This is a genomic window from Stenomitos rutilans, assembly GCF_059505485.1.
Genome location: NZ_JCACKR010000173.1, coordinates 20,951 through 43,384 on the forward strand (window position 1 = coordinate 20,951; position 22,434 = coordinate 43,384).

Below are 22,434 nucleotides of genomic sequence, written 5' to 3' on the forward strand. Positions count from 1 at the left end.
CTCTACTTTCTAGAGTAGCCCCTTCTATCCAATTCTGGTCATCGGTAACTGAACCGTAACGGTCGCTCAGGTTAGATCAAGCTTGAGTCGATCGACAAAGCAATACCGGGCAGGGTGCATGATGTAATGTATAGTCTTCAGCGGCACTGAGACGCGCATTACGTAGGGCAGGCGGTTGCTTGGTACTCTCAGCATCCGTTGGTTGTTTCGATAGTGGTTTCGATCGCCGAAAGGATTGCAAGGGAAATAGCCCTTCGCCAGAAGGGAGGCGTAGCCAGCTCTGCATGGCATTGCCGCCCAGTACAATCAGGTCTACCTGCTGTTGCTGGGCCGTTTGGCAAATTAATGGGCCTGGATCGCCGATTTGGCGAAGCGTGTGAATCTCAAGGTCTGAGGCGCTAAAGGCGGCTTTGGCGTGTGCAAGCACCTCTTCACTTCGTTCTTTTTGGGCATCTTGCAGAGATTGATTGAACTGCCAACTGGGCGTGGGCGTGGCAAAAGGGCCAAACAGGTAGTCGGCGTTTAAGGGATGCTGAGTGTAGAGAATGGTCAGGTACCTTACACCTGCGGGGATCAGTTGACGAGTTGCTTCAATCGCCTGTTGAGTAGCTGGAGAATCATTAACGATCAACAAAAGGTGATGCAAATTTGGTTCTGCTTCAGGAGGCATCACGGCTCCACGAAACACCAGTACGCTACAGGGAGCATAACGTGCAATGACGGTCGATACGCTGCCCATCAACCGTCCACGCATATTGGTTGTGCCTCGTGACCCGACGGCAATCAGTCCGGCTTGCATAGCGCGAGCACAGTTCAAAATCTCGATCGCGGGACGGCCCTGACGCACCTGGACAGTAAACGGTACCGTCGTTGGTAGTGCTTCCATCGTCCTGGTTAAGTCATCTGCGTTTGGTGTTGACGCCGTGGTTGCTGTTGGCTCTGAAGGGGCATGGGCAGAGGTAGATACAGGCTCCTGAGTGGCGTCGGTTGAAAGGGCTGCGTTTGATAGAGACGGTTGGGGAGACAACGGCATGGGCGTCAACCGTCTTGAACGGCTAGAGCGCCGAGGTTGCACTGACAGCACCGTCACGAGCGATCGCCCGTTGCCATTTTGCTGCCCTTGAGTGGAGTGGGCAATCATCACCAGCAACTTCTGCGCGAGAAAGGCACTTGGTGAGCCATCGGTTGCCACCAGAAAAGGGGGAAAAAGGACTGGAGCGTTTGTTCGAGTCATTGCTTTAGCCTCTTACCCTCATCATTAATCAGCCCAGACCATCCCATCTAGTTCCTCTGTTGTAGTGCATACTACTAGATTACGGTAGCGTTGACGGCATGCGTTCACCAATTCCCACAATACTGATGATTTGTGGTGATCCCACCCCACTTCTGCCCACGATTAATCGTGCCAGTCCTCCCAGAAAACGGCTGTACCTCCTGAGCTACTTTAAGGAGAACACTGTGCAGCGCTAAAATAAGTCAACTGTCGAGACGATTGCCGATGAAGATTCTGGTACTGGCTTGGGAATTTCCACCTCGTATTGTGGGTGGAATCGCTCGACACGTAGCAGAACTGTACCCTGAAGTTGCCAAGCAGGGGCACGAAATCCATTTGGTTACGGTCGAGTTTGGTCAAGCGCCTTGCTACGAAGTCGTTGATGGTATTCATGTCCATCGCGTTGGTGTTGGCTTCAGCAGTGACTTCTTTCACTGGATCGTCAACATGAACGAAAGCCTGGGTCAACACGGTGGCAAGTTGCTGCTCGAAGAAGGCCCTTTTGATCTCATTCATGCTCATGATTGGCTGGTAGGAGATGCCGCGATCGCGCTCAAGCACACCTTCAAGATGCCTCTGGTTGCCACCATTCACGCCACAGAATTTGGTCGCCACAATGGCATTCACACCGACGTCCAATGGTATATCCATCACAAAGAACGATTGCTAGCACACAACGCTTGGCGCATTGTTGTATGTACGAATTACATGCGGCTAGAGGTTGAGCGTGCACTGAGTGCACCGTGGAACAAGATTGATGTCGTATACAACGGCATTCGCCCTGAAAAAAAGCACCGTGATCCAGAGTTTGACTATTGGACGTTTCGACGACGGTTCGCAGCGGATGAGGAAAAAATTGCCTACTATGTCGGGCGAATGTCTTACGAAAAGGGCGTTTCAGTTTTACTCAGCGCTGCGCCAAAAGTCATTCAAGCGAGTGATCGTGGCGTCAAATTTGTGCTCATTGGTGGCGGCAACACAGACCAACTAAAGCGCCAAGCATGGGAATTGGGCATTTGGGAGCAATGCTACTTTACCGGGTTTATGTCAGATGCCGATCTGGATCGCTTTCAGACGGTAGCAGACTGTGCCGTGTTTCCCAGCCTGTACGAACCCTTTGGCATTGTGGCATTGGAGAGCTTTGCCGCCCGCGTACCAGTGGTTGTGTCTGATACGGGTGGCCTGCCTGAAGTCGTGCGTCACACCAAAACTGGCATCGTCACCTGGACAAATAACCCAGATTCTCTCGCCTGGGGCATCTTAGAGATCCTGCGGCATCCAGGCTATGCCCAGTGGCTGGTAGACAACGCCTATGCGGATCTGAAGCATCGGTTTGATTGGGCAAAACTGGCGCTGCAAACAGAGGCGGTTTATGGGCGAGTACTGCACGAGCGATCGCAGGTCTTGTGGGAGTAAGTTGAATGAAGGGGGCAGGGGTTAGGAGACAGGGGGCAGAAGGCAGAAGGCAAAAGTAAAAAGGTAAAAGGCAGAAGAAGTTGGTTGTTAGAAGAACGCTGACCGCTGACCGCTGTAGCTTGCTTCCCGTAGGGTTGGCTGATCGCTCTTTAACTCAAAACTCAAAACTTCTACACGACCGCTGATAGCTGACGGCTGATAGCAGAACTCAAAACTCAAAACTCTCTCCCTCCCCCAAGACCTTAACGGAGCCTTTACCTTGACCGTGTTTCATAGCGGCAGATCTGAGGTAGCATCTGTGAACTGCTCAGGCTTAGCGATCGGGTGCTTGTTCCTTCCCCATCATGCAGTTGTCTTAGAAGACTTTCAGTAGCACGTGTTTTATTCGTTGGTTTAGCCGCAGGGTAATGTTGATCGTCTCTAAGCAGGTTCCTGGCACTGTCAGTTTCAGCCGGGGCGTTTACGCGCTTTACTGGACACATGCGCTTTATTTGGCACAGAGGAGGAACGCTTGCAACGGTACCATCTTGTGATCGGTGGCTTATTTAGTGCAGCCGCGATCGCGCTGGTCACTCAATCTGCTGGAGCGCTCACTCAAGTCAGTGGCATTGCTCTGACTCCTACAGCTAGCGGCCTTGATATCGTGCTACAGCTCCAGACCGTAGCGCAAAAGAGCGGCGATCGTCCCCAAATTTTTACGAGTGGTCAGGGAAATACCTGGATCGCAAATATTACCAATGCTCAGCTAGGTACAGCCGCAGCTAAACCCTATCGTCAAGAGAATCCCGCACCTGGCATTGAGACGATTAGCATTACGGCTGCCAGTGCCAGCAGCATCCAGGTCATCGTCACCGGAAAACCCGGCGCACTCATGGGGCAGGTACAGCAGGATGGCACAAAGCTAACCCTCAGCCTGCTCCATACCGCTGCACTTGGTGCTGCCTCGATCGCAGGGCGACCTGCCAGCTCATCACCTCAACCGCAGTCAACGCTTCCCACAGTGCCCACCACGGCTCCAGCACCGACAAACAGTGCGGTTACGCCTGCCCCATCGGGTGCCCAAGCACCTGCTGCAACGCCTTCTACCATTGCGCAATCTCCTGTCCCTAGGCCCCAGCTCCTTTCCAAACCAACGACACTAACCATCCCTTCTACCGCTCCAACCCCGACCGCAACACTACCCGGCAACCGGATTACCTACACCGATCTCAACGTTCAGGCCACGACGATCGATCTGGGTACAGCTGCCCGGATTGAGCGGGTCGTGCTGCGCGAAACGCCTGTTCGAGAAGCACTGGCACTGCTGGCGCGGGCGGCCGATCTGGGTATCGTGTATGCCGAAGATTTAGGCGGAACACCTGCCACTGGAGCGACTGGACAAGCTGGGTTGATTATTGATTCCAATATTTCCCTCGATATCGAGAACGAACCCATTCAAGATGTGTTTAATTACATCTTACGGGCGAAAGGGCTGAAGGCGAATCGCATGGGTAGGACGATTTTTGTGGGTCTCAATCTACCTGCCACAACGGGTAGCTATGTGGCGCGCACCCTACGGCTCAATCAAATGCGGGCCACCTTACCACAGACAAACCTTACAACAACGGCTGTCAGTGCCTCTAGTCTGACGAGCGGCGGTGGACAGGGTGGCAGCACTACGACAAGCCAGGTCGGTAGAACCAGCGCCACCACCGAAAATATCCCGTATAAAGGGGCGCTGCAAGTGATGGAAGAGTTGGGGGCAAACAACAGCGCCACGGCTAGAAGTCCTGTCTTTAAAGGCTTACAGGTAACGGCTGATGCACGCACCAATACGCTGTCGATCGTGGGTTCTCTGGAGCAGGTACAGCTTGCAACAGACTACCTCAACAAGCTGGATGCGCGCCGTAAGCAGGTCGCGGTCAACGTCAAAATTGTGGAAGTCGATCTATCAAAAACGAGCAACATTGGCTCTAGCTTTTCCTTTGGTGTGGCTGGCAACTTCTTTAATGTGAACCAGGGACGAGGCGGGGTCAACGTTGGCCCAGTCAACCCGTCGTTGATTGACTCGAATAGCCTGACCAGTCCCTCGACGATCGCCAACCCGTTTGCCACTGTACAACCACCGCTCAATACGGGTGCTCAGGTGACCGATCGCCAAGGCAACACCCTGGGCTTTCAGCCTGCCAGCCCGACCAATGCTAACCCACTCGCTCCAGTCGTCACGGGACTCACCAGCGGCTCGACGGTGAGCACCAGCGGCAATGTCACCACCGTGCTGGGGCAGGCACTCACCTATGGACTCTCACCGTTATTTCAGTTTCCGGCGCAGTTTTTGCTAAACCTGCAAGCACAAGTGGTTTCAGGCAATGCCAAAATTCTGACTGATCCCACCCTCATCGTGCAGGAAGGCAACCAATCGCAGGTCAACCTGACCTCTCAAGTCTTTTCGGGCTTTACAGAGCAGCGCGTGACGGAAGGCAATGTGACCTCAACGCGAATTCTGCCGCAGCCACCTGTGGATGTGGGCGTAATTTTGAATGTGCAGGTGGATCAAATTGATGACAACAACTTTGTTACGATTGCAGTCTCACCCGAAGTCAGTTCGCTCGGTCAACAGATCACCGATCCGTCACGGAACAATCTGCTTATTCAACAGTTGGTGAACCGCCGACGGTTGGAGACAGGCAGAATTCGGTTACGAGATGGTCAAACGTTGATTTTGACAGGCATTATTCAGGAGCAAGATCGAGAAATTATTACCAAAGTGCCCATTTTGGGTGACATTCCGCTGCTCAATCTGCTGTTTCGCAACCGCCGCAAAGAGCGATCGCGCAATGAAGTTGTGGTGCTGGTGACACCGCAAATCTTGGATGATTCGGATCGATCGCCCTACGGCTACAACTATCTTCCAGGCCCGGAGGTGCAGAAGTTTTTGCAGCGCTTACCCCAGCCACCGCAAGGTAATTTACCACCACAAGGGAACGTACCAGCCCCCCAGGTGCCTCAAGCGTCCACCCAGAATGGAGCAACCGCACCAACCCAGGCAAGTCCTGTGCCACAGCTAGCACCGCAGAACCTTCCAGTAGCACCAACCCAGACAACTCCGCTCTTACAGCGGAACACACCAACCGCACCGACTAGCAATGCACCATCTGACTCAAACTCCAGCCGTCCCTCAGAGTGAGTCAGCCATCGCCGAGGTACCGCGATCGCAGCAACCATCCAGCCTGCCTTTATTAGCGTCAGATCGCCTGGTGGTTTGTCAGTTTTGGTTTTGTGCGTGAACCACTGCTGGAAGTACTTCTAGCAAACGCCTACAAGATTTGACTACCCACAATTTTAAGCTTGACAGTCCACTAGGATATGTTCTAAAACCTTTCACCACGCTGCTTTCCCGCCCGTGATTGCAAATCCGGGCTAGCAGCAGGAAGGCCACTAAAGGGAATGCCAATGTCTTGAGTCCCTTTAGTGGGCTTGGATCTGTGAGCGCGAACTTACAGTTCAGCGCGGATAACCAACGCAGCAGAGAAGTTTTAAAACACGCCTTAGCATGGGTTAGTGCCAAAGCTTTCCCTACCGTCCACCAACTGTGATGGAATCGACTTTGATGTGGGGTTGCCCAACAGTGACGTAGACACTACCGCTCACGGAGCCACAGAAGCCTGCTGCCAGATCAAGATCATTGGAACACATGGAAATTTTGTTCATGATTTCCTTGGCTTCACCAATCAGCGTTGCGCCTTTAAGAGGTTTGGTGATTTTGCCGTTTTCGATCAGGTAAGCTTCATCTACCGAGAAGTTGAATTGACCCGTAGCACCCACGCTGCCGCCGCCCATTTTTTTGCAGTAGATACCTTTTTCAATGGATGCAAAGAGGTCTTCATTGGTGAAATTACCGGGAGCGATATAGGTGTTCCGCATGCGGGATGCCGCCGCAAAAGTGTAGTTCTGACGACGTCCGCTGCCAGTGCGGGGATGTCCCGTGCGAATGGAGCCTGCCCGATCGGCAATAAAGTTCTTCAACACCCCTTTTTCAATTAAAAGCGTGCGTTGGGCAGGCATCCCTTCATCGTCCATGTCGATCGTGCCAAAGGCATCAGCAGAAAGCCCTTCATCCCAGGCTGTCAGGTTTTCGTGGGCGATCTTTTCGCCCTTTTTGTCTATAAAGGGAGTCGTGCGCTTCTCGATTTGTGTGGTTTCCAGCAGATGACCGCAAGCCTCGTGGAAAATCACGCCGCCGAATTTATTTGCCATGACGATCGGGTACGTGCCCGATTCCACATAATCCGCGTAAAGCATTCTGCCAGCAGATTCAGCGACGCTTTCAGCGGTAGACGCGTAATCCCAGGTGCGGAGGAAGTTTGGATCGCTGGTATTGCCTGCCCGTTCGCCAATAGAGGCGCGGTTGGTGCCATCAGCGCAGAGCAAGTTGTAACCAACGGATTGCGTCAGGCGGATATCTCTGGCAAACGTGCCGTCACTGGAAGCCACCAGCACTTCCTGCCAATCACGGAAGTAGACCGCACGGCGCGATTGCACATGCGTAGCTTTTTGCTGCAAGCGAGCATTGGCATCCAACAAGACTTCGCCCATCTCGCGCATAGAGCTAGCTTCTGAGAGCCAGGACTCTTTGCCCCGCAAAACAGCATAGTCCCGTAGCGGTTCCAGGTTGATTTCGGGGATGTAGGCTCCCGGTGAGGGCAACTGCAAGCCCAAAATGGAAAGCCCTTTTTCAAGGGCGGCTTTTAGGCCAGAAAAGGTTAGATCATTGGTGCTGACATAACAATCGGTTTGACCGCGAAAGACGCGGATACCTGCACCCGTGGAAAGTCGTGGCGAAATGCTGGTAATGGCATCGTCTTCAGCAAGGCAGCTAATATAGTTGACCCGCTCTAAAAAGAATTCAACGAAATCTGCGCCTGCTGCCCGCCCTAACCCTAACAACGTTGATAGGGGAGATTCCCAGGTCGCGTCGAAGCGATCGCGCGTAGACGTATAGTCTAATGTCGGCAGTTCTCTAGAGCGAAGAAGCGGAGTTGCAATCATGGGTAGCCTCGGCTGCGATCGTGGAACGAGTTGATTCGTCAGGACTTCTCTTCTAGCTAGAAGGGCAAGCTTTCTCTTTTTAAGATCTCTATGCTTAAGATCTCTATTCTAAAGGGGCTGCGATTCTTTTGTCAGAGAACTGGACGTTACGGGAATACTGAGTGTTACTGCTTACACATGAGAACTCAATAAGTGAAACCCCTAAACAAACTCTACTATTGGCTGAAACTCGCCGCGATCGCACTTCTATCCTTCTCGTTCGCCTGTCAGAGCTACTCACCCAGTGCTGCTGACTCAAGCGCCATCTCTAGCCCAAATGTAGCAATGCCTCAACCAACGACTGTTCTCACCGTGCAGCCCAAGAAGATGTCCAAGCAGGCACAGCTCGTTGAGCTTCACATGCTCAATACCGGCATTCGCCTGGATATGCGCTATGCGACCGCTAACAACTTTATGCACCGACCACTTTACAAACAGCCTCGCTGCCTGCTGAGAGCGATCGTTGCAGAGCAACTCTCGCAGGTGCAGTCAGATCTGGAAGCGGATGGGTTGGGTCTCAAAGTCTATGACTGCTACCGTCCACTCTCGGTGCAGAAACAAATGTGGAAGCTGGTACCGAACGATCGCTTCGTTGCTAACCCCGCTACCGGATCACGGCATAATCGCGGGTCTGCGGTCGATGTCACGCTGGTCGATCGGCAGGGCAACGAACTCCTAATGCCCACCGCCTTCGATGACTTTACCGAGCAAGCCGCTACAGACTATGACGGTGCAAGTTCATTAGCAAAACAGAATCGTCAGCGCTTACAAGACGCAATGGCGAAGCATGGGTTCACGCCATTGATAACAGAATGGTGGCATTTTGATGCGGCGAATTGGTCTCAGTTTCCACTGCTAGATGTGCCGTTAGAAACCGCTCTCTAAGGCAACTTCAAACCCTCTAGGGACTCGCTGGGGAATAACATCCCACCGCTCATTCACCTCTCCACTCATCCACCCCTCCACTCATTCACCCCCTTCAGCCTGGGATTTTATTGGTTACCAGTTCCCCTACGCTCCTAAAAACCTGTTTCCTGGCGCGGCCTAAATTAACCCCAGAGTAAACTAGACGTAGCATGGTGAAACAAAACGATGACAACCAAAGAACAGATCATTCAAGCCCTTGATCAGTTACCCGAACCAAAGCTCACAGATGTGCTGACGTTTATCCATTCCCTCGAAGCAACGGACACTCCACCTGCTGTTCGTCCTGAAGTGTGGCAAGCGTATTTGGATTCAGAGCGAGAACGAGAAGAGGTGTACCGTCGTCTTGCTAACTCCTAGATTTCTTTCGATCGCTGAAACACTAAACATCCACACCAGACAACTTAAAAGATTTGGTGGCACCGCTGGTATTAGAGATGAAGGGCTTCTGGAATCAGCTTTAGCGCAACCACAAGCCACGCTTGGTGGTGAATTTCTGCACGCCACGCTTTACGAGCAAGCAGCCGCCCTTTACCATTTGGCGAAAAATCATCCGTTTCTGGATGGCAACAAGCGCACGACCTTTGCTGTGATGGATACTTTCTTACGTATTAATGGCTCTACGCTGACGCTAACCAACGAGCAAGCCTATTCACTGGTGCAAGACGTAGTGAATGGGCGCATCAGTAAGACTGATTTGGCGACCTTGTGGTGGAGCGATCGATCCACTAGGCACCGATCGCTTTTGTCAGTGTGCGACTGACTTTAGCAGGGCAAAGAATTGTATTCCCATCCCGATAGCCCACAAAGCGAACATAGACTAATTCACCCGGCGCGAGATCAGGCACATCCGGTTGATGAAGGGTTGGATCATAAGCCACTTGTTCCCATGCTGTACCAATCTGGTGATACCCCCAACTCTGAATCAAATTCTCCAGGGGCACAAACATGGGCGTTAGACTTTTGGCAGGCAAGTCTGGTTTTGCTTCAATGATTTTGCTAATGGTGGGATGGTGGGTAAAGAGCGTTTGGAGTTGCTTAAAGAGTGTATGGCGGAAGGTTGCAGTTAGCGTTGCCTCTTGCTGCTGCAACGCCTGCTCAAGCTGCAAGCATTTCTGTGTGAGTCGATCGGTTTCTTGCTGTAGCGCTTGCTGGAGTTGTTTATGCTCATCCGTTAACAGTTCTGATGGCTGTAGGGGGGATTGGCGATCGGGAAGCATCTGAGTGAGTTGTTCATCCCGTCGCTGCAAGACCTGCAAACGGAGATTCTCTTGCGTTAATTCGGCTTTTTGCTCTAATGCCTGCTTCAGGCGTTCGTACTCCCGCCTCATACGGTTGCGTTCGGCATCAAGTTTATCGTTGCTGTTGGAGCCTAAGTCTACCAGCTTGACGATTGCCAAAATGAAGACGAACTCAATCAAAAAACCAAACCAAAAGAGGTTGGTGTTATCTCGCATGCTCCTGATCTCCTCGGCGCGACAGTAGCATTGCGCCAGCTAAGCTTTACCATCCCCTATTCTGGCCCATAGGTTGCATTCCAGTAACTTTAGAAAAGTCGATTTTTGTTACGTCAAGCCTTGCACTCTAAAGCTAACGGTTAGGCGACATAAGGGGGCATGGATGAAGGAGGGTACCACTCACTTTTGCTATAGTTCGAGGCTCACGTTGGCTACAGTTCGAGTTGAATGGGAATTTCGATGTAAAACTCACTGCCTTGACCGGGTGTTGATTGGCACTTTAGTTGCCCATGATGCTTTTCTGTCACAATTTGGTAGGAAATCGCTAGCCCTAGCCCGGTACCTTTGCCAACAGGTTTTGTGGTAAAGAAAGGGTCAAATAGCCTCTGCTGTACTCCTTCTGGAATGCCTGATCCATTGTCAGCAATCCGAATTGCAACGCTTTGACCCCGCTGCTCTGTTTGAATCGTAATGGTGGGTTGTTTAACATTAACAGCCTGTTTCCCTTCATGGGACTGGATGCCACTGATGCTCAGTCGCAGGTTACTGCTCATCGACTCTTCCAGTGCATCGATCGCGTTAACCAGAATATTCATAAAAACCTGATTGAGAGGCCCCGGATAACACTCAACGGGTGGCAGAACAGCATAGTTTTTACAAATTTGGATATTAATCTCGTTGGGGCAGCGCTTTAAGCGGCTATCCAGCAGCATCAACGTACTTTCCAGCCCTTCATGGACATCAACCGTTTTGATAGCCGCTTCGTCTATATGGGCAAAGTTGCGTAGGGACAGTACTAACTGCCGAATCCGATCGGCTCCTACTTGCATTGAGGCCAAAAGCTTCGGTAGATCGGCTTCAACAAAACTTAGATCACTATCTTCTAGTAAGTGCTGAATTGCAGGTGGTGGGTCAGGATAATACTGCTGGTAGAGCTTGACGATCGCCAGCAGGTCTTGAGTATATGTGTTGGTATAGGTGAGATTGCCATAAATAAAATTAATCGGATTATTAACTTCATGAGCAACACCAGCAACCAGTTGTCCTAAACTCGACATTTTCTCTGCTTGAATAATGCTATAGGTTGCCATTGCTGCTTCTGAAAAAGGTTTAACAATCACCACCTTCCAATACGATCGTGGCACATGAAACAAGAAAGCAGTAGCAGGTTCTTTAAGCAAGAAATCACATTCAATTTCAAATTGCTGATAAAGATGCGTGGTGGAATTACCTTCACCAGAATCATCATTGACGTTTAGCGGATCAGTCAAGATTGATGCGATCAAATCTGCTTCTGACACATCAATTTGATAGCTGTCAGTATGTAGCCTCTTTGCAACATCCAACTGGTCATCTGAGCGGCGTTGTGCCTCTTGCAAAATTGCCTGATTCATGGACTCAACCGCGATCGCCAGGGGCGCAAACAAAGGCTGCTTTCCTGCAAACTCACCTGCCAGCATGAACTCTGCCGCAGTATGCCCCTCGCTCTCATCGGGCTTTATTTTGACTAGAAGTGGGTTGGGAAAGGTGACAAAGCGATTATTTCGGTCTAGAACAAAAATGTATCCACCCGTCTTTTCACGCCAGGCTTCTATAAATGCCTGTACTCCCTCTAGCTTTAAATCAACCGTCACCACACCAGAGAAAATGCCCCTTTCAAACATAGGCGTAGTGCAGGTAATCATCGGTTGATGGGAGTATGGATCGAGATACGACGCACTCCAAACACATTGCCCAGTTTTCGCATAGCGCCCTACGGCGTACCATGCTTCGTAGTGATAACCTGAACCAGGTTTGTTATAGTCGTCAAAATATTCCAGTTTGCCCTCAACATTGCGTCCAAAAAAGAAGCTTCGACGCGCTTGATCGGGAGAAAAAAGATAAGGTTCATGCCAGACACCACCGCCTGCAATACTCAGATCGCCCTGAAAATTGAGCAAGGTGGGAACAATGGCTTTGAACAAAGATTCGCTCTTGGGTAAATGCTCGATCGTGGCACCTAATGTACGAGTGAGTGCTTCAACTTCGCGCACTCGTGCATACAGGTCAAGCACAATGTTATTACCAATCTGCCCAATGATTCTGGACGACTCAGCGAGAATAATGCTCTTGCTTTCAGTATTCATACTGTGAAAAACTTAGCTACCGAGGCTTTAACTGATCTGAATGCTAAAAAAGACTGAGCTGAGCACCCTTTCATCATCTACGGTTAGCTTAGAAAAGCATCAGGATTATTGATCAACAATCCCACAAATAAAGCTTCCATCTCTACCATTTTCTACTAATTCTTTGTAGAGTGTTTGTAGAGTACGTTACTTCCAATTTCCGATTTAAATGCGATCGCACATGAATTCACCGCTATCCCCTGATACACGATCGCTGCAATCTTCTACGCCTGCTGAGCCTGTTACACATCAGCATGTTCTAGTTTGCCAGAATCGTACCTGTCTCAAGCAGGGCGCGATCGCGGTTTTAGCTGCCTTTCAAGCACATCCAGTTCCTGGCTATATCGTAACTAAAACGGGCTGCATGGGTCAGTGCGGCAATGGCCCAATGGTACGCATCTTGCCGGATAACATCTGGTATTGTCGAGTGCGTCCAGAAGAAGTGCCCGACGTGGTGGAACGCCATCTGCGGGGTGTTCGCCCCATTAGGGCCATGCTTTCACCTCATTTCCATGCCGAGCTTGGACAGCAATCGTAGGATTATACTGACAATTTAGGGCTGCTTACTTACACGATCGCGCGTGACAAAAGGCACATCTACCACCTCTCCTCCGGTCTCACCAACCTGCACCTGTAAACCAGCACCGCCTGCTTTGGTGCGAATATATGCTAACCCAAACGCTCCCTGTGCTGTTTCCGTCGAGCTAGTCAGCATACCAACTTTTTCTTCTTGCAACGTAATTGGGGTTCCTGGCGCAACGCTGTGCTTGAGACGGATACCCCAAAGCTGCTGCTTCACGCCTTTATAGGTATCAAGGCGGGCGATCGTCTCCTGCCCAATATAGCAACCCTTGTCAAACGAGATAGTTTGCCATAGCCCCGCTTCTAAGGGATTGTAGTCCTCCGTCAGTTCATGATCCGGTGCAGGCCGACCTTGTTCGATGCGGAGACGCTCCCAAACGCGATCGCCGAGCGGCGTAGCACCCGTTTCCACAAGCACCGTCCACAACGGAGCAGCAGCTACATTATCTGTCGTCAACGTATAGCCTTCTAGCGCTAAACCACTACCGACACCAATGCGTACAGGTTGTCCTGCTAGCGTAGTGAGCCAGTGGCTACCGTAGGAGGTGTTAGCTGGAATTTCAATGCCTAATTGCTTAAGCAGGCTACTGCTTTTGGAACCGATCAAGCTAAAACTGGCAGTTTGCTCAGTTACATTAGTTAACGTGACTTGATCACCAAAAAAGATGTAGCGATCTAACCATTTGAGCAGTTGTTCGTGGCGATTAGGCGAAACCAGGACGAGAACAGCATCCTCCAGGATGTAAGCGGTTGCCAAGTCAATGGTACGAGCTGTGGAGGTCACAAAAACGGTATCGCAACCTTGGCCCGGTTTCAGCCGCTTGAAGTCGTTTGTGCTTTGGTTATGCAAAAAGTTGAGACGATCGGCCCCAGTGAGCTGAATGCGACCCCAATGGGTGCGATCGCAAACTGCCACACCCGATCGTGCGGCTTGCAATGCCACTACATCATTACCAAAGCTGACAGGCACGCTGACAGGTTCCTCAAACTCAGCACCAAGGTGTTTCTGAATAGCACGTAAACTCTCAGTCATAACAATCCAACTCATGGGTGCAGGGTCTCGCTTTCAGATTACCGCGACTCAAGCCTCCTTAACCAAAAAGCCCATGTGAATGGATCACACAGGCCTTTTACAATCGATTCAGTTGTTATCAATCAACTTATTTGACGATGCCCAATAAATCAGGCGTTGCAGAGTGCGTGAACGCTGGAGCTTCTGAGATTTGAGAAAACAGTTCGAGAGGCTGATGCGCCACTGTAGAAGCTGCCGATCGCACGTGACTGGCAATCTCTACCGTTTTCACGTCGTATGCCTGAGTCATGAGTTTCGGGTACAGCCCAATCCCAATCACAGGCAGCAGGAGGCAAGCAGTAATGAAGACTTCACGAGGCTTGGCATCCAGCAAAACCGTCCCTTTGAACTCGGCGCTTTCTTCGCCGTAGAACATCTCACGCAGCATCGAAAGCAGGTAGACCGGGGTAAGAATCAAACCGACGGCTGAGAGTAAGACCACGACGACCTTAAAGGTGGATGTGTAGGAATCGCTGGTCGCAAAGCCAAGGAAAACCCCAAGCTCACTCACAAAGCCACTCATACCGGGAAGCGCCAACGAAGCCATTGAGCCAACCGTAAAGAGTGCAAAAACCGTTGGCATCGCTTTTGCCAAGCCGCCCATCTTATCTAGCATCAGCGTATGGGTGCGATCGTAGGCAATCCCAGACAAGTAGAACAGGGCAGCCGCAATTAGCCCGTGAGAAACCATTTGAAGCACCGCACCGCTCAGACCAATCTCCGTATAGGACGCGATACCGAGTAGGACAAACCCCATGTGGGAAATCGAGGAGTAAGCCATCCGACGCTTCAGATTGCGCTGTGCGAAGGAGACGATCGCGCCGTAAACAATGTTGACAACACCCAGCACGGCCAGCACTGGAGCGAAATAGAAGTGAGCATCCGGCAGCATTTCCATGTTCATCCGAATGAGGGCATACCCGCCCATCTTGAGCAAAACGCCTGCCAGAATCATTGAGACGGGTGCGGACGCTTCACTGTGAGCATCTGGCAACCAGGTGTGCAGAGGGAAGATGGGCAGTTTGACCCCGTAAGCGACAAACAAGGCCGCATAGACCAACAGTTCAAACGTAAGCGGGTAGTCCTTCAACCCAAGTTCGCGCATGTCGAACGTGACATTGCCGCCGTAGAACGCCATCGCTAGAGCCGCCACCAGGATGAAGATGGACCCGATCGCGGTATAAATGATGAACTTTGTCGCGGCATAAAGACGCTTTGAGCCACCCCAAATGGAGATCAGAATATAGACCGGAACTAGCTCCAACTCCCACATCAGGAAGAACAACAGGATGTCTTGAGCGCAGAAAACTCCAATTTGAGCACTGAACATCGCCAGCATCAAAAAGTAAAACAGACGGGGTTTCTCCGTCACTTTCCAGGAGGCCAAAATCGCCAGCGTTGTCACCAAAGCAGACAGGACTACCAACGGCATTGAAATGCCATCAACAGACAACGACCAGTTCAGACCCAGTTGAGGCACCCATGCGATCGTCTCAACCATTTGCAAGTCAGGATTCTGGAAGTCGTAGCTTTGCCAGAATGCGTAGACAATCAGCGCGAAGTCTAGCAGAGCAACCGAAAGGGCATACCATCGAATCGTTTTGCCCTGCTTATCCGGCAGCACCGGAATGAGCAGAGAAGCCGCAAGGGGCAGCAAGGTAATCGTTGTGAGCCAAGGGAATTGGGTATCCATCTTGAAAACTTACTTGAGGTTGCGGGAATAAAGAGCCTTGGGGTTGCTGGATGATGAGCAAGAAGCAACCCAAACCTAATCCGCAGAGAAGCCCACTTATCCAAGTGGAGGACTGGATAGCTCCAGACGCGCTTGCAATTGATAACTGAGCAGTAACTACCGCTTATGAATCGTGAGGTTCAAGGTCAAAAAGCTTAACCTGGTACGGCAATCACTGGATGTCTCCTTCACAGACTAAGTAGACGTGTTAAACAATCAGCTAATTAAGAATTTGTACCTACTGGCTTATACTACCCCAATTTATTAAGTTAAATAAACTTTGTCCTCGATATTGTGACGGTTTTTGAATGAATGTATCTGCTCAAGCAACGAAGATCGCACCCGAAAAAGGCCAAGTTACTATTGAGCAGGCTTTTTGCTGATCTTGCCTTTGCACAGCTTTTGCTAAGACATGTGCCAATTATTTCGATTTTGTTACGAAAATCCGAGCGGTCGCCTTACTCAGGTACGATGATATGTTGCGAGCAATACACTTTTTCTATGGCAACGCCCAAGTTCCAGGATTTAACAGCCTGGCAGCAAGCAGAACAACTCATGCAGCCTGCCTTCATCCGGTTGGTTGATAATCTTCGCAAGCAGCTTGACCAATCTTCGTGGAAAGGGATGTATGAAGACGTGCCAATCTGGTCTGAAGGTGTTAGTGCAGTCGATAAGGCCAGAGTAAGTCAGCTACAAACGGAGCTTAAGTCAGCGTCAGCTGAAGAATCGATCGCGATCGAGGCTGCTTTAGCGCAACTCCCTTCACCGCATCCAGGCTACCTGTTGCACCTCCAGCAGCACGAGCAGACCGTCACTGTCGATCTCTGGAACCTTTGTTATAAAATCTGTTTTCAGGACTATGACCCTGCAAGCGGAACATCTCACGCTCCTGAGTCGATCGGCGGTAGTCGGGGAGTGAAAATCGACACGACTCTCTTTGATGAAGCTGGAGAAGTCGATTGGGATCAGCTCGATCGTAAGGCTCACCTGGTTGTAGAGCAGACGTTTGCTAACTTACCGACGAGCTGAGCCGACAAATTTACAGATGTAAAAGCTTCGGCAAAAGGTGCGCTTTTGCCGCACAATCTTTACTCTTCGCCGCCCTGTAACTTGAGCAGAAGGAAGCCCACGCTAAGTCCAATCAAAATTAGGACAGGAGGCAATAAAGCTGCATTGAGAATTTCACCCATTGGTAATCGATTCCTTTGTGGTACGGTTTTGAAATGGCGGTTACAAGTCGAAGCGGTAGAACGTGAAAACCACTGTAGCTACTGCGAACATGCCAACACAGAGTATTCTAAACTGGATTGACCACATCGCTTCGCTGCAAAGAGAACTTTAGCGGTTCAGAATAAGGCCATGCACAGCGATCGGTGCATGGAACGGCACAACGGATCAGGAACCTGGAGTTGCTTCTTCTTTCGGCTCGGTTAAATCAGCAGGCGTGCCTGAGCTTGCGGTTGCTTTTGCCCGCTCACGGTCTTCGCGCTTCTTGCGCTCTGCTTTTAGCACGTCTTCCATAACAATTTGCGCCTGAGCCATTTTCTCAAGATTGCTGCGGTAGAGCTCCAGGTCTTTTTGCACCTTGTCTAGTGATAAGTTCAAAGCGCTACAGATTCTCTTGAGCGCCTCAAGCAGCTTTGCTTCATCTTTGACTAGCGTTGCATCCGTTGCTTCTAACAGAGTAAATAACCCGATCGCAAACAGACGACTGTACTTAAAGTTCGCATTGTGCGCGATCGCAGCGGCAGCTTGCTGCAAATCATTAAAGTCTGCAATGGAAGACGTTTGCTCCAGCCAACTCATGATATCTTCGACAGATGAGCGGTTTGCCAGAGTCTGCAACCGTTCTGAATCGTGCCTGTACCGCTGGGGATCATCCTGCAACGCTTTACAAAGACCATCAAAAATAGAGGCAATATCTTGTTCAGGACGATAAGCCTGCATGAAGCGATGGAACGAGGTAAAAACGCCCAGCGCGTAGAAAGGGTCGTAGTGGAAGTCTACGTTGACCGTCAGCAAATGCATCTCGACCATTAGCTCCTCTACTACCCGGCGGTAGATCGAATTAATGGGGCGAGTATGGATCGTGTAGAAGGCTCTTTTAGTATCTGAGACGGTACGAACGTTATTCACAGCAAATTGAGATAGAGCAGAACTACTCTTATTCTCGCGCTTGACGGCAAGTTTGCCAAGCGTTGAGCAAGTTGGACTGCCTGCGATCCCCGTTACCTCGTTGAATAAACTCCTTTGTCACAACTCCAAGTAAGTGGCTAGATGCCTGTGGGTAATGAGTGCTATGTAGAACGAGTGTCTTAACACGCTGCTTATTTTTTCGCTTGGGTAGGCCGCATGAGATCCTTCAAGACGTAGGATTCGGGATTATTGGCAACCCAGCCCAGTCCAGAGCGCGATCGCACTTCAAAGTGCAGATGTGGTTCTTTAGAACTGGGGGTTCCAGTCGTGCCAACTGTGGCGATCGCTTGTCCACGTTTAACGACTTGCCCTGCTTTGACCTTTATGGTCGCCAGTTGAGCGTACCGTGTTTGTAGCCCTTCAGCATGGTTGATGACAATCAGATTGCCGTAAGCACCTTGTTTGCCAGCAAAGGCAACTGTGCCATTGGCAACAGCTAGCACGGGCGAACCAACGGTGGCCGCCAGATCAATGCCGCTGTGGAAGCCAACCTTACCCGTTAAGGGCTGAATGCCCCAGCCGTAACCCAGCAGTAGGGCCGATCGCGCTGGTTTGGAGGTAAGTGGATAAGCACTCAGAAGACGCACTGGCTGAGTGACACCAGGTTTAGCCGTTGGGGTGGTTGCTGCCACAGGAGACCAATTCACACCGGGGACAAAGACAACTTTGGGCGCTGTCTGACAGCCGTTGACTTCAAATAAAACATCGGGGCGAATGTTGTATATTTTGGCCACATCCCGCCACGTCTGGTTTGGCTTGACCTCTACCCGAATACCGTTATAGGGAGGGATCAAAATTTCAGCGCCAACAGGTGCTTTGCCGCTCCGTAAAACTGGGTTGAAGCCCATCAAGGTGGAGGGAATCAAATCGTAGCGTTGTGCAATACTTTCCAGCGTTTCACCGGAGGCAACTTTGTGCTGTACCAACCGCGAAAGAGCAGAAGACGCACAGGTTAATTGACTTAGCGCGGGTACCGGGGTTGCTTGTGCAATGACCTGCGATCGCTCAGCACTCAAAGCTGCTTGCGTAAAGCTCAGGCAACCCAACGGGATCAATAACCAGTGAACCTGCATCCAGTGAACTTGTCTCATAGCGCCAGATTTTCCCAGACTTTCGCCGTGAATGTGCAGTGTGACCATGCTGTTCTTCTACTCTACCGCGTTCCCTTTTAAGCCCTTCTTTTCAAAGCGGTCTCAATCCGGATGATGGAACCGGGGTAGACGTAACGGTTGGAATAGAGGCAAGCAGTTACAATAAGCCCATGTTGTTTGGGCTAACACGGCTGTTGTTGGCTAATAGCGCTATGAATCTCTCTTTGAAGCAGTTGGCGACCTATGCTTCGTTGCTGGCGATCGGCAGTGGCACCGGGATTATCGGCAGCTACTATTTTTTGCCTCATGAGCGGATCAAATCCAACTCTGCCGATATGCCAACTGTACTGAAACCAGTGCCCAGCCAGTCGGCGAATCAAACCGCTGCTTTAGCACCCAATGATCTGGTGCGATCTGGTGGCGCTAACTTTATTGCCACGGCAGTGGAGCGGATTGGCCCGGCAGTTGTGCGTATTGATGCCGCCCGTAAAGTGGTGAACAGCCTCCCAGACGCGCTTCAGAATCCGCTTTTTCGGCGCTTCTTTGGTAACGAGATGCCTGTACCCAAAGAGCGCGTTGAGCGTGGTACAGGCTCTGGTTTTATTTTGAGTGGTGATGGTCGGTTGCTGACCAATGCGCATGTGGTGGCTGGCGCAGATACAGTAGAGGTAACGCTGAGAGATGGTCGCACGTTTGAAGGTCGTGTGATCGGCTCTGATACTGTCACGGATGTCGCAGCCGTTAAGATTAACGCCACAGGGCTACCAACGGTACGGGTTGGACGTTCTGATAACTTAACTCCCGGCGAGTGGGCGATCGCGATCGGCAATCCGTTAGGGCTTGATAACACCGTTACCGCAGGTATTATCAGCGCGACAGGGCGATCGAGTTCTCAGGTAGGTGTTCCCGATAAGCGAGTTAGCTTTATCCAAACCGATGCAGCGATCAATCCTGGCAATTCAGGCGGGCCATTGCTGAACGATCAGGGTGAAGTGATTGGGGTCAATACCGCCATCCGTGCCGATGCTCAGGGGCTTGGCTTTGCGATTCCGATCGAAACGGCACAACGGGTCGCCAGCCAGCTCTTTGCTAGAGGCAAAGTGGAGCATCCCTACCTGGGCATTCAAATGGTGGATCTGACTCCAGCCTTACGTAAAGAAATCAACCAAGACGAGGATGCGAAGCTGAAGGTTAATCAGGATCAGGGCGTACTGATTGTGCGGGTTTTTGACAACTCTCCAGCCGCTCAGTCTGGTATTCAGCAGGGCGATATTATCCAAAAGGTTGATGGAAAGCCTGTCAAAACGGCTTCAGATGTGCAAGAAAGGGTCGAAGCAAGCGCGATCAATAAAATGCTGGTGGTTGAGATCGTGCGCGATAATCAACGACGCAACCTTCAACTCAAGCCAGCCCCCTTTCCAAGCAAAACTGAAAGCCGACCATAAGCTGCAATGGTTGCTACATCCTTCTAAGTGGTGCTTCTTTTTTCAAATGCGATGTGAAAGCGTTGAGTAAAGGGTCGCAATTAAAGATGACTGAAGGATAACGCTCCTATGCTTGCTGACGCATTACAGGGGCTTTGCTCCAATGAGTATCATTTTGAGCACTGAGCTTATCCTGGCAAAGGGTATGCGCCTCCCAGACAGGATGTGTTTCAGGGTAATCAACTCGATAGTGTCCGCCTCGACTCTCAGTCCGAAACTGGGCGCTCTTCAGGATTAGCCACCCTACATCAAGCAAATTACGAGTTTCTGCCCAAACCCTGAGTCGCTCGTCAACTTCGATCGCATTCACTTCTACAGTTTGCTCCGGTTTGAGATGTTGCAGCGATCGACTAATGGCAAGCTGATTAAATTTCTCTTGCCAGAGTTGAATTTGCGCGATCGCCGCCGACATGACAGTGCCATCTCGACAGATGCCTGCACTTTGCCATACTAAGCGAGGTAGTTGCTGGCGTAAGGTACTAAGCTCTTCAAAGTCAGCTTGAGACAGCGCGACGTGAGCAGTAGCAAGATCGTCTGTTATGGTTGCTTGCCCTTCTGTCTCCTGCCTCCTGCCTCCTGCCTCTCCCAAGTCTAACGTTGCAAACTGCGCCCCAAAGACCAGACATTCCAACAGTGAATTGCTCGCCAGTCGATTGGCCCCATGCACACCTGTACTGGCCGTTTCCCCAACTGCATATAGGCCCGAAATAGATGTCTGGTTGGACAAGTCTGTCGCCACCCCACCCATCCAGTAGTGGGCCGCAGGCGCAACGGGAATTGGCTCTCGCAGCACATCAATACCCCACCGTTGGCATACCTGAATGATGTTGGGGAAGCGGTGTTGTATCGTTGCGGGTGCGATCGCTCGTAGATCTAACCAGACGTGAGCCGTCGCCGGATCAGCATGCGTCGTTTGTAAGTAACTAAAGATGGCACGGCTTACCACATCTCTGGGAGCCAATTCTCCAGCAGGATGGTAATCAAAGGCAAAGCGCCGACCCTGGTCATCTACTAAATGAGCGCCTTCCCCCCGCACGGCTTCACTGATCAAAAACCGGGGTGCTCCAGGTTGGGTCAAGGCAGTTGGGTGAAACTGCACAAACTCCAGGTCGCGCAAAACGGCTCCTGCGCGATGGGCGATCGCAACCCCATCGCCCGTGCTCAGGGCAGGATTAGTCGTTTGGGCGAAGACCTGCCCCCCCCCGCCCGTAGCTAAAATGATCGCCGCCGCTCTTAGCCAGATGACGTGGCCTTGATAGAGGACGCAAATACCCTGACAGCGCTGTTTGGCTTCATCAAGCCAAACATTCAGTGTCAACGCCTGAGCAAGCACATGGATATTCTGACGGCGCAATACATGTGCTGTCAGCGTACTAACCACTTCACGCCCTGTGGTATCAGCAGCATGTAACACTCGTCGTCGGGAATGAGCCGCTTCTAACGTTAACGCTAACTCGCCATTGTGTCGATCGAAGGCTACCCCCATCTCAACCAGTGTTTGAATACACTGCGGTGCCTGTTCTACAAGAAACTTGACTGCATCATAGTCACACAAGCCTGCACCCGCCTGCAACGTATCGGCTAGGTGCAGTGATGACGAGTCAGCCGGGTCTATCACCGCTGCAATACCACCTTGCGCCCAATCGCTGGCAGAGAGCGAAAGAGTGTCTTTCGTCAGCAACCCAATGCGATAGTTGCTGGGTAGACAGAGCGCTGTGTAAAGCCCAGCCGCCCCCGCCCCCACAATGAGAACATCAAACTGAGAGGGTATCTCTGAAACGGGAGGCGATCGCAAAACGGACGATTGCAAAGCTGCCACTAATTTTTGGCTCTTAAGTCTAGATGAATAGGGCCTATGTATTTTGACCAAAACCTCGGAGGTTTAAGCGACAACGGTAGTGATGTGCTTGACTCCTGGTTCAGACCTTCGAGGTCTGCGTAAGTCTTATAAGGGCTAACGCCTGAAGTAGAGGGT

The 22,434-nt window shown here is 51.1% G+C and carries 19 protein-coding genes; 9 read left to right on the forward strand and 10 right to left on the reverse strand.

Features of this window, described 5'->3' with window-relative positions; genetic code table 11:
• Nucleotides 1–76: 76 nt before the first annotated feature.
• Nucleotides 77–1,234, reverse strand: coding sequence for a universal stress protein (locus tag AC5JLP_RS34625; protein WP_496072429.1), 1,158 nt, complete (start codon nt 1,232–1,234; stop codon nt 77–79).
• 98 nt (nt 1,235–1,332) lie between these two features.
• Between AC5JLP_RS34625 and AC5JLP_RS34630 the strand changes: the two genes are divergently transcribed.
• The 3 genes from AC5JLP_RS34630 (at nt 1,333) to AC5JLP_RS34640 (ending at nt 5,855) form a co-directional block, all read left to right on the forward strand.
• The gene (locus AC5JLP_RS34630; protein ID WP_496072430.1) at nt 1,333–1,470 is read left to right on the forward strand and encodes a hypothetical protein; all 138 of its coding nucleotides are present in this window, start codon (nt 1,333–1,335) and stop codon (nt 1,468–1,470) included.
• Nucleotides 1,471–1,498: 28 nt separating this feature from the next.
• On the forward strand, nt 1,499–2,689 hold the full coding sequence (locus tag AC5JLP_RS34635) for a glycosyltransferase family 4 protein (RefSeq protein ID WP_496072431.1): 1,191 nt from the start codon (nt 1,499–1,501) through the stop codon (nt 2,687–2,689).
• Between the two features lie 511 nt (nt 2,690–3,200).
• Nucleotides 3,201–5,855 carry a secretin GspD/PilQ domain-containing protein gene (locus AC5JLP_RS34640; protein ID WP_496072432.1) on the forward strand — a complete coding sequence of 885 codons (2,655 nt, stop codon included), beginning with the start codon at nt 3,201–3,203 and terminating at the stop codon, nt 5,853–5,855.
• A 389-nt stretch (nt 5,856–6,244) separates the two neighbouring features.
• On the opposite strand, the gene AC5JLP_RS34645 is transcribed toward AC5JLP_RS34640, so the two are convergent.
• Nucleotides 6,245–7,717 carry a TldD/PmbA family protein gene (locus AC5JLP_RS34645; protein ID WP_496072433.1) on the reverse strand — a complete coding sequence of 491 codons (1,473 nt, stop codon included), beginning with the start codon at nt 7,715–7,717 and terminating at the stop codon, nt 6,245–6,247.
• Between the two features lie 192 nt (nt 7,718–7,909).
• Between AC5JLP_RS34645 and AC5JLP_RS34650 the strand changes: the two genes are divergently transcribed.
• The 3 genes from AC5JLP_RS34650 (at nt 7,910) to AC5JLP_RS34660 (ending at nt 9,443) form a co-directional block, all read left to right on the forward strand.
• Nucleotides 7,910–8,641, forward strand: a complete 732-nt coding sequence (locus AC5JLP_RS34650) for a M15 family metallopeptidase (protein ID WP_496072434.1) — start codon at nt 7,910–7,912, stop codon at nt 8,639–8,641.
• A gap of 207 nt (nt 8,642–8,848) precedes the next feature.
• Nucleotides 8,849–9,040 (forward strand): hypothetical protein, encoded by a 192-nt coding sequence (locus AC5JLP_RS34655; RefSeq protein ID WP_496072435.1) that lies wholly within the window; start codon nt 8,849–8,851, stop codon nt 9,038–9,040.
• Complete coding sequence (locus AC5JLP_RS34660; RefSeq protein WP_496072436.1) at nt 9,027–9,443, forward strand: type II toxin-antitoxin system death-on-curing family toxin; 417 nt, start codon at nt 9,027–9,029, stop codon at nt 9,441–9,443. Before AC5JLP_RS34655 ends, AC5JLP_RS34660 begins: the two co-directional genes overlap by 14 nt.
• Here AC5JLP_RS34660 and AC5JLP_RS34665 read toward each other — a convergent pair.
• Nucleotides 9,409–10,137, reverse strand: a complete 729-nt coding sequence (locus AC5JLP_RS34665) for a hypothetical protein (RefSeq protein WP_496072437.1) — start codon at nt 10,135–10,137, stop codon at nt 9,409–9,411. The genes AC5JLP_RS34660 and AC5JLP_RS34665 overlap by 35 nt on opposite strands.
• Nucleotides 10,138–10,349: 212 nt before the next feature.
• On the reverse strand, nt 10,350–12,263 hold the full coding sequence (locus AC5JLP_RS34670) for an ATP-binding protein (protein WP_496072438.1): 1,914 nt from the start codon (nt 12,261–12,263) through the stop codon (nt 10,350–10,352).
• A 220-nt stretch (nt 12,264–12,483) separates the two neighbouring features.
• Here AC5JLP_RS34670 and AC5JLP_RS34675 point away from each other — a divergent pair, with 220 nt between their 5' ends.
• Nucleotides 12,484–12,840 (forward strand): (2Fe-2S) ferredoxin domain-containing protein, encoded by a 357-nt coding sequence (locus AC5JLP_RS34675; protein ID WP_496072439.1) that lies wholly within the window; start codon nt 12,484–12,486, stop codon nt 12,838–12,840.
• 15 nt (nt 12,841–12,855) lie between these two features.
• On the opposite strand, the gene ygfZ is transcribed toward AC5JLP_RS34675, so the two are convergent.
• Nucleotides 12,856–13,917 carry a CAF17-like 4Fe-4S cluster assembly/insertion protein YgfZ gene (gene ygfZ, locus AC5JLP_RS34680; protein WP_496072440.1) on the reverse strand — a complete coding sequence of 354 codons (1,062 nt, stop codon included), beginning with the start codon at nt 13,915–13,917 and terminating at the stop codon, nt 12,856–12,858.
• A gap of 127 nt (nt 13,918–14,044) precedes the next feature.
• The gene (locus AC5JLP_RS34685; protein WP_496072441.1) at nt 14,045–15,649 is read right to left on the reverse strand and encodes an NAD(P)H-quinone oxidoreductase subunit 4; all 1,605 of its coding nucleotides are present in this window, start codon (nt 15,647–15,649) and stop codon (nt 14,045–14,047) included.
• Nucleotides 15,650–16,189: 540 nt separating this feature from the next.
• Between AC5JLP_RS34685 and AC5JLP_RS34690 the strand changes: the two genes are divergently transcribed.
• Nucleotides 16,190–16,717 (forward strand): hypothetical protein, encoded by a 528-nt coding sequence (locus AC5JLP_RS34690; RefSeq protein WP_496072442.1) that lies wholly within the window; start codon nt 16,190–16,192, stop codon nt 16,715–16,717.
• Between the two features lie 59 nt (nt 16,718–16,776).
• Here AC5JLP_RS34690 and petM read toward each other — a convergent pair whose 3' ends face one another.
• The 3 genes from petM to AC5JLP_RS34705 form a co-directional block, all read right to left on the reverse strand.
• On the reverse strand, nt 16,777–16,878 hold the full coding sequence (gene petM / locus AC5JLP_RS34695) for a cytochrome b6-f complex subunit PetM (RefSeq protein WP_496072443.1): 102 nt from the start codon (nt 16,876–16,878) through the stop codon (nt 16,777–16,779).
• Between the two features lie 205 nt (nt 16,879–17,083).
• Nucleotides 17,084–17,824 carry a photosystem II biogenesis protein Psp29 gene (gene psb29, locus AC5JLP_RS34700; RefSeq protein ID WP_496072444.1) on the reverse strand — a complete coding sequence of 247 codons (741 nt, stop codon included), beginning with the start codon at nt 17,822–17,824 and terminating at the stop codon, nt 17,084–17,086.
• A gap of 191 nt (nt 17,825–18,015) precedes the next feature.
• Complete coding sequence (locus tag AC5JLP_RS34705; RefSeq protein WP_496072445.1) at nt 18,016–19,023, reverse strand: peptidoglycan DD-metalloendopeptidase family protein; 1,008 nt, start codon at nt 19,021–19,023, stop codon at nt 18,016–18,018.
• Nucleotides 19,024–19,145: 122 nt separating this feature from the next.
• Between AC5JLP_RS34705 and AC5JLP_RS34710 the strand changes: the two genes are divergently transcribed.
• On the forward strand, nt 19,146–20,420 hold the full coding sequence (locus tag AC5JLP_RS34710) for an HhoA/HhoB/HtrA family serine endopeptidase (protein WP_496072446.1): 1,275 nt from the start codon (nt 19,146–19,148) through the stop codon (nt 20,418–20,420).
• A 106-nt stretch (nt 20,421–20,526) separates the two neighbouring features.
• On the opposite strand, the gene nadB is transcribed toward AC5JLP_RS34710, so the two are convergent.
• Nucleotides 20,527–22,278 (reverse strand): L-aspartate oxidase, encoded by a 1,752-nt coding sequence (gene nadB, locus AC5JLP_RS34715; protein ID WP_496072447.1) that lies wholly within the window; start codon nt 22,276–22,278, stop codon nt 20,527–20,529.
• Nucleotides 22,279–22,434: the final 156 nt, after the last annotated feature.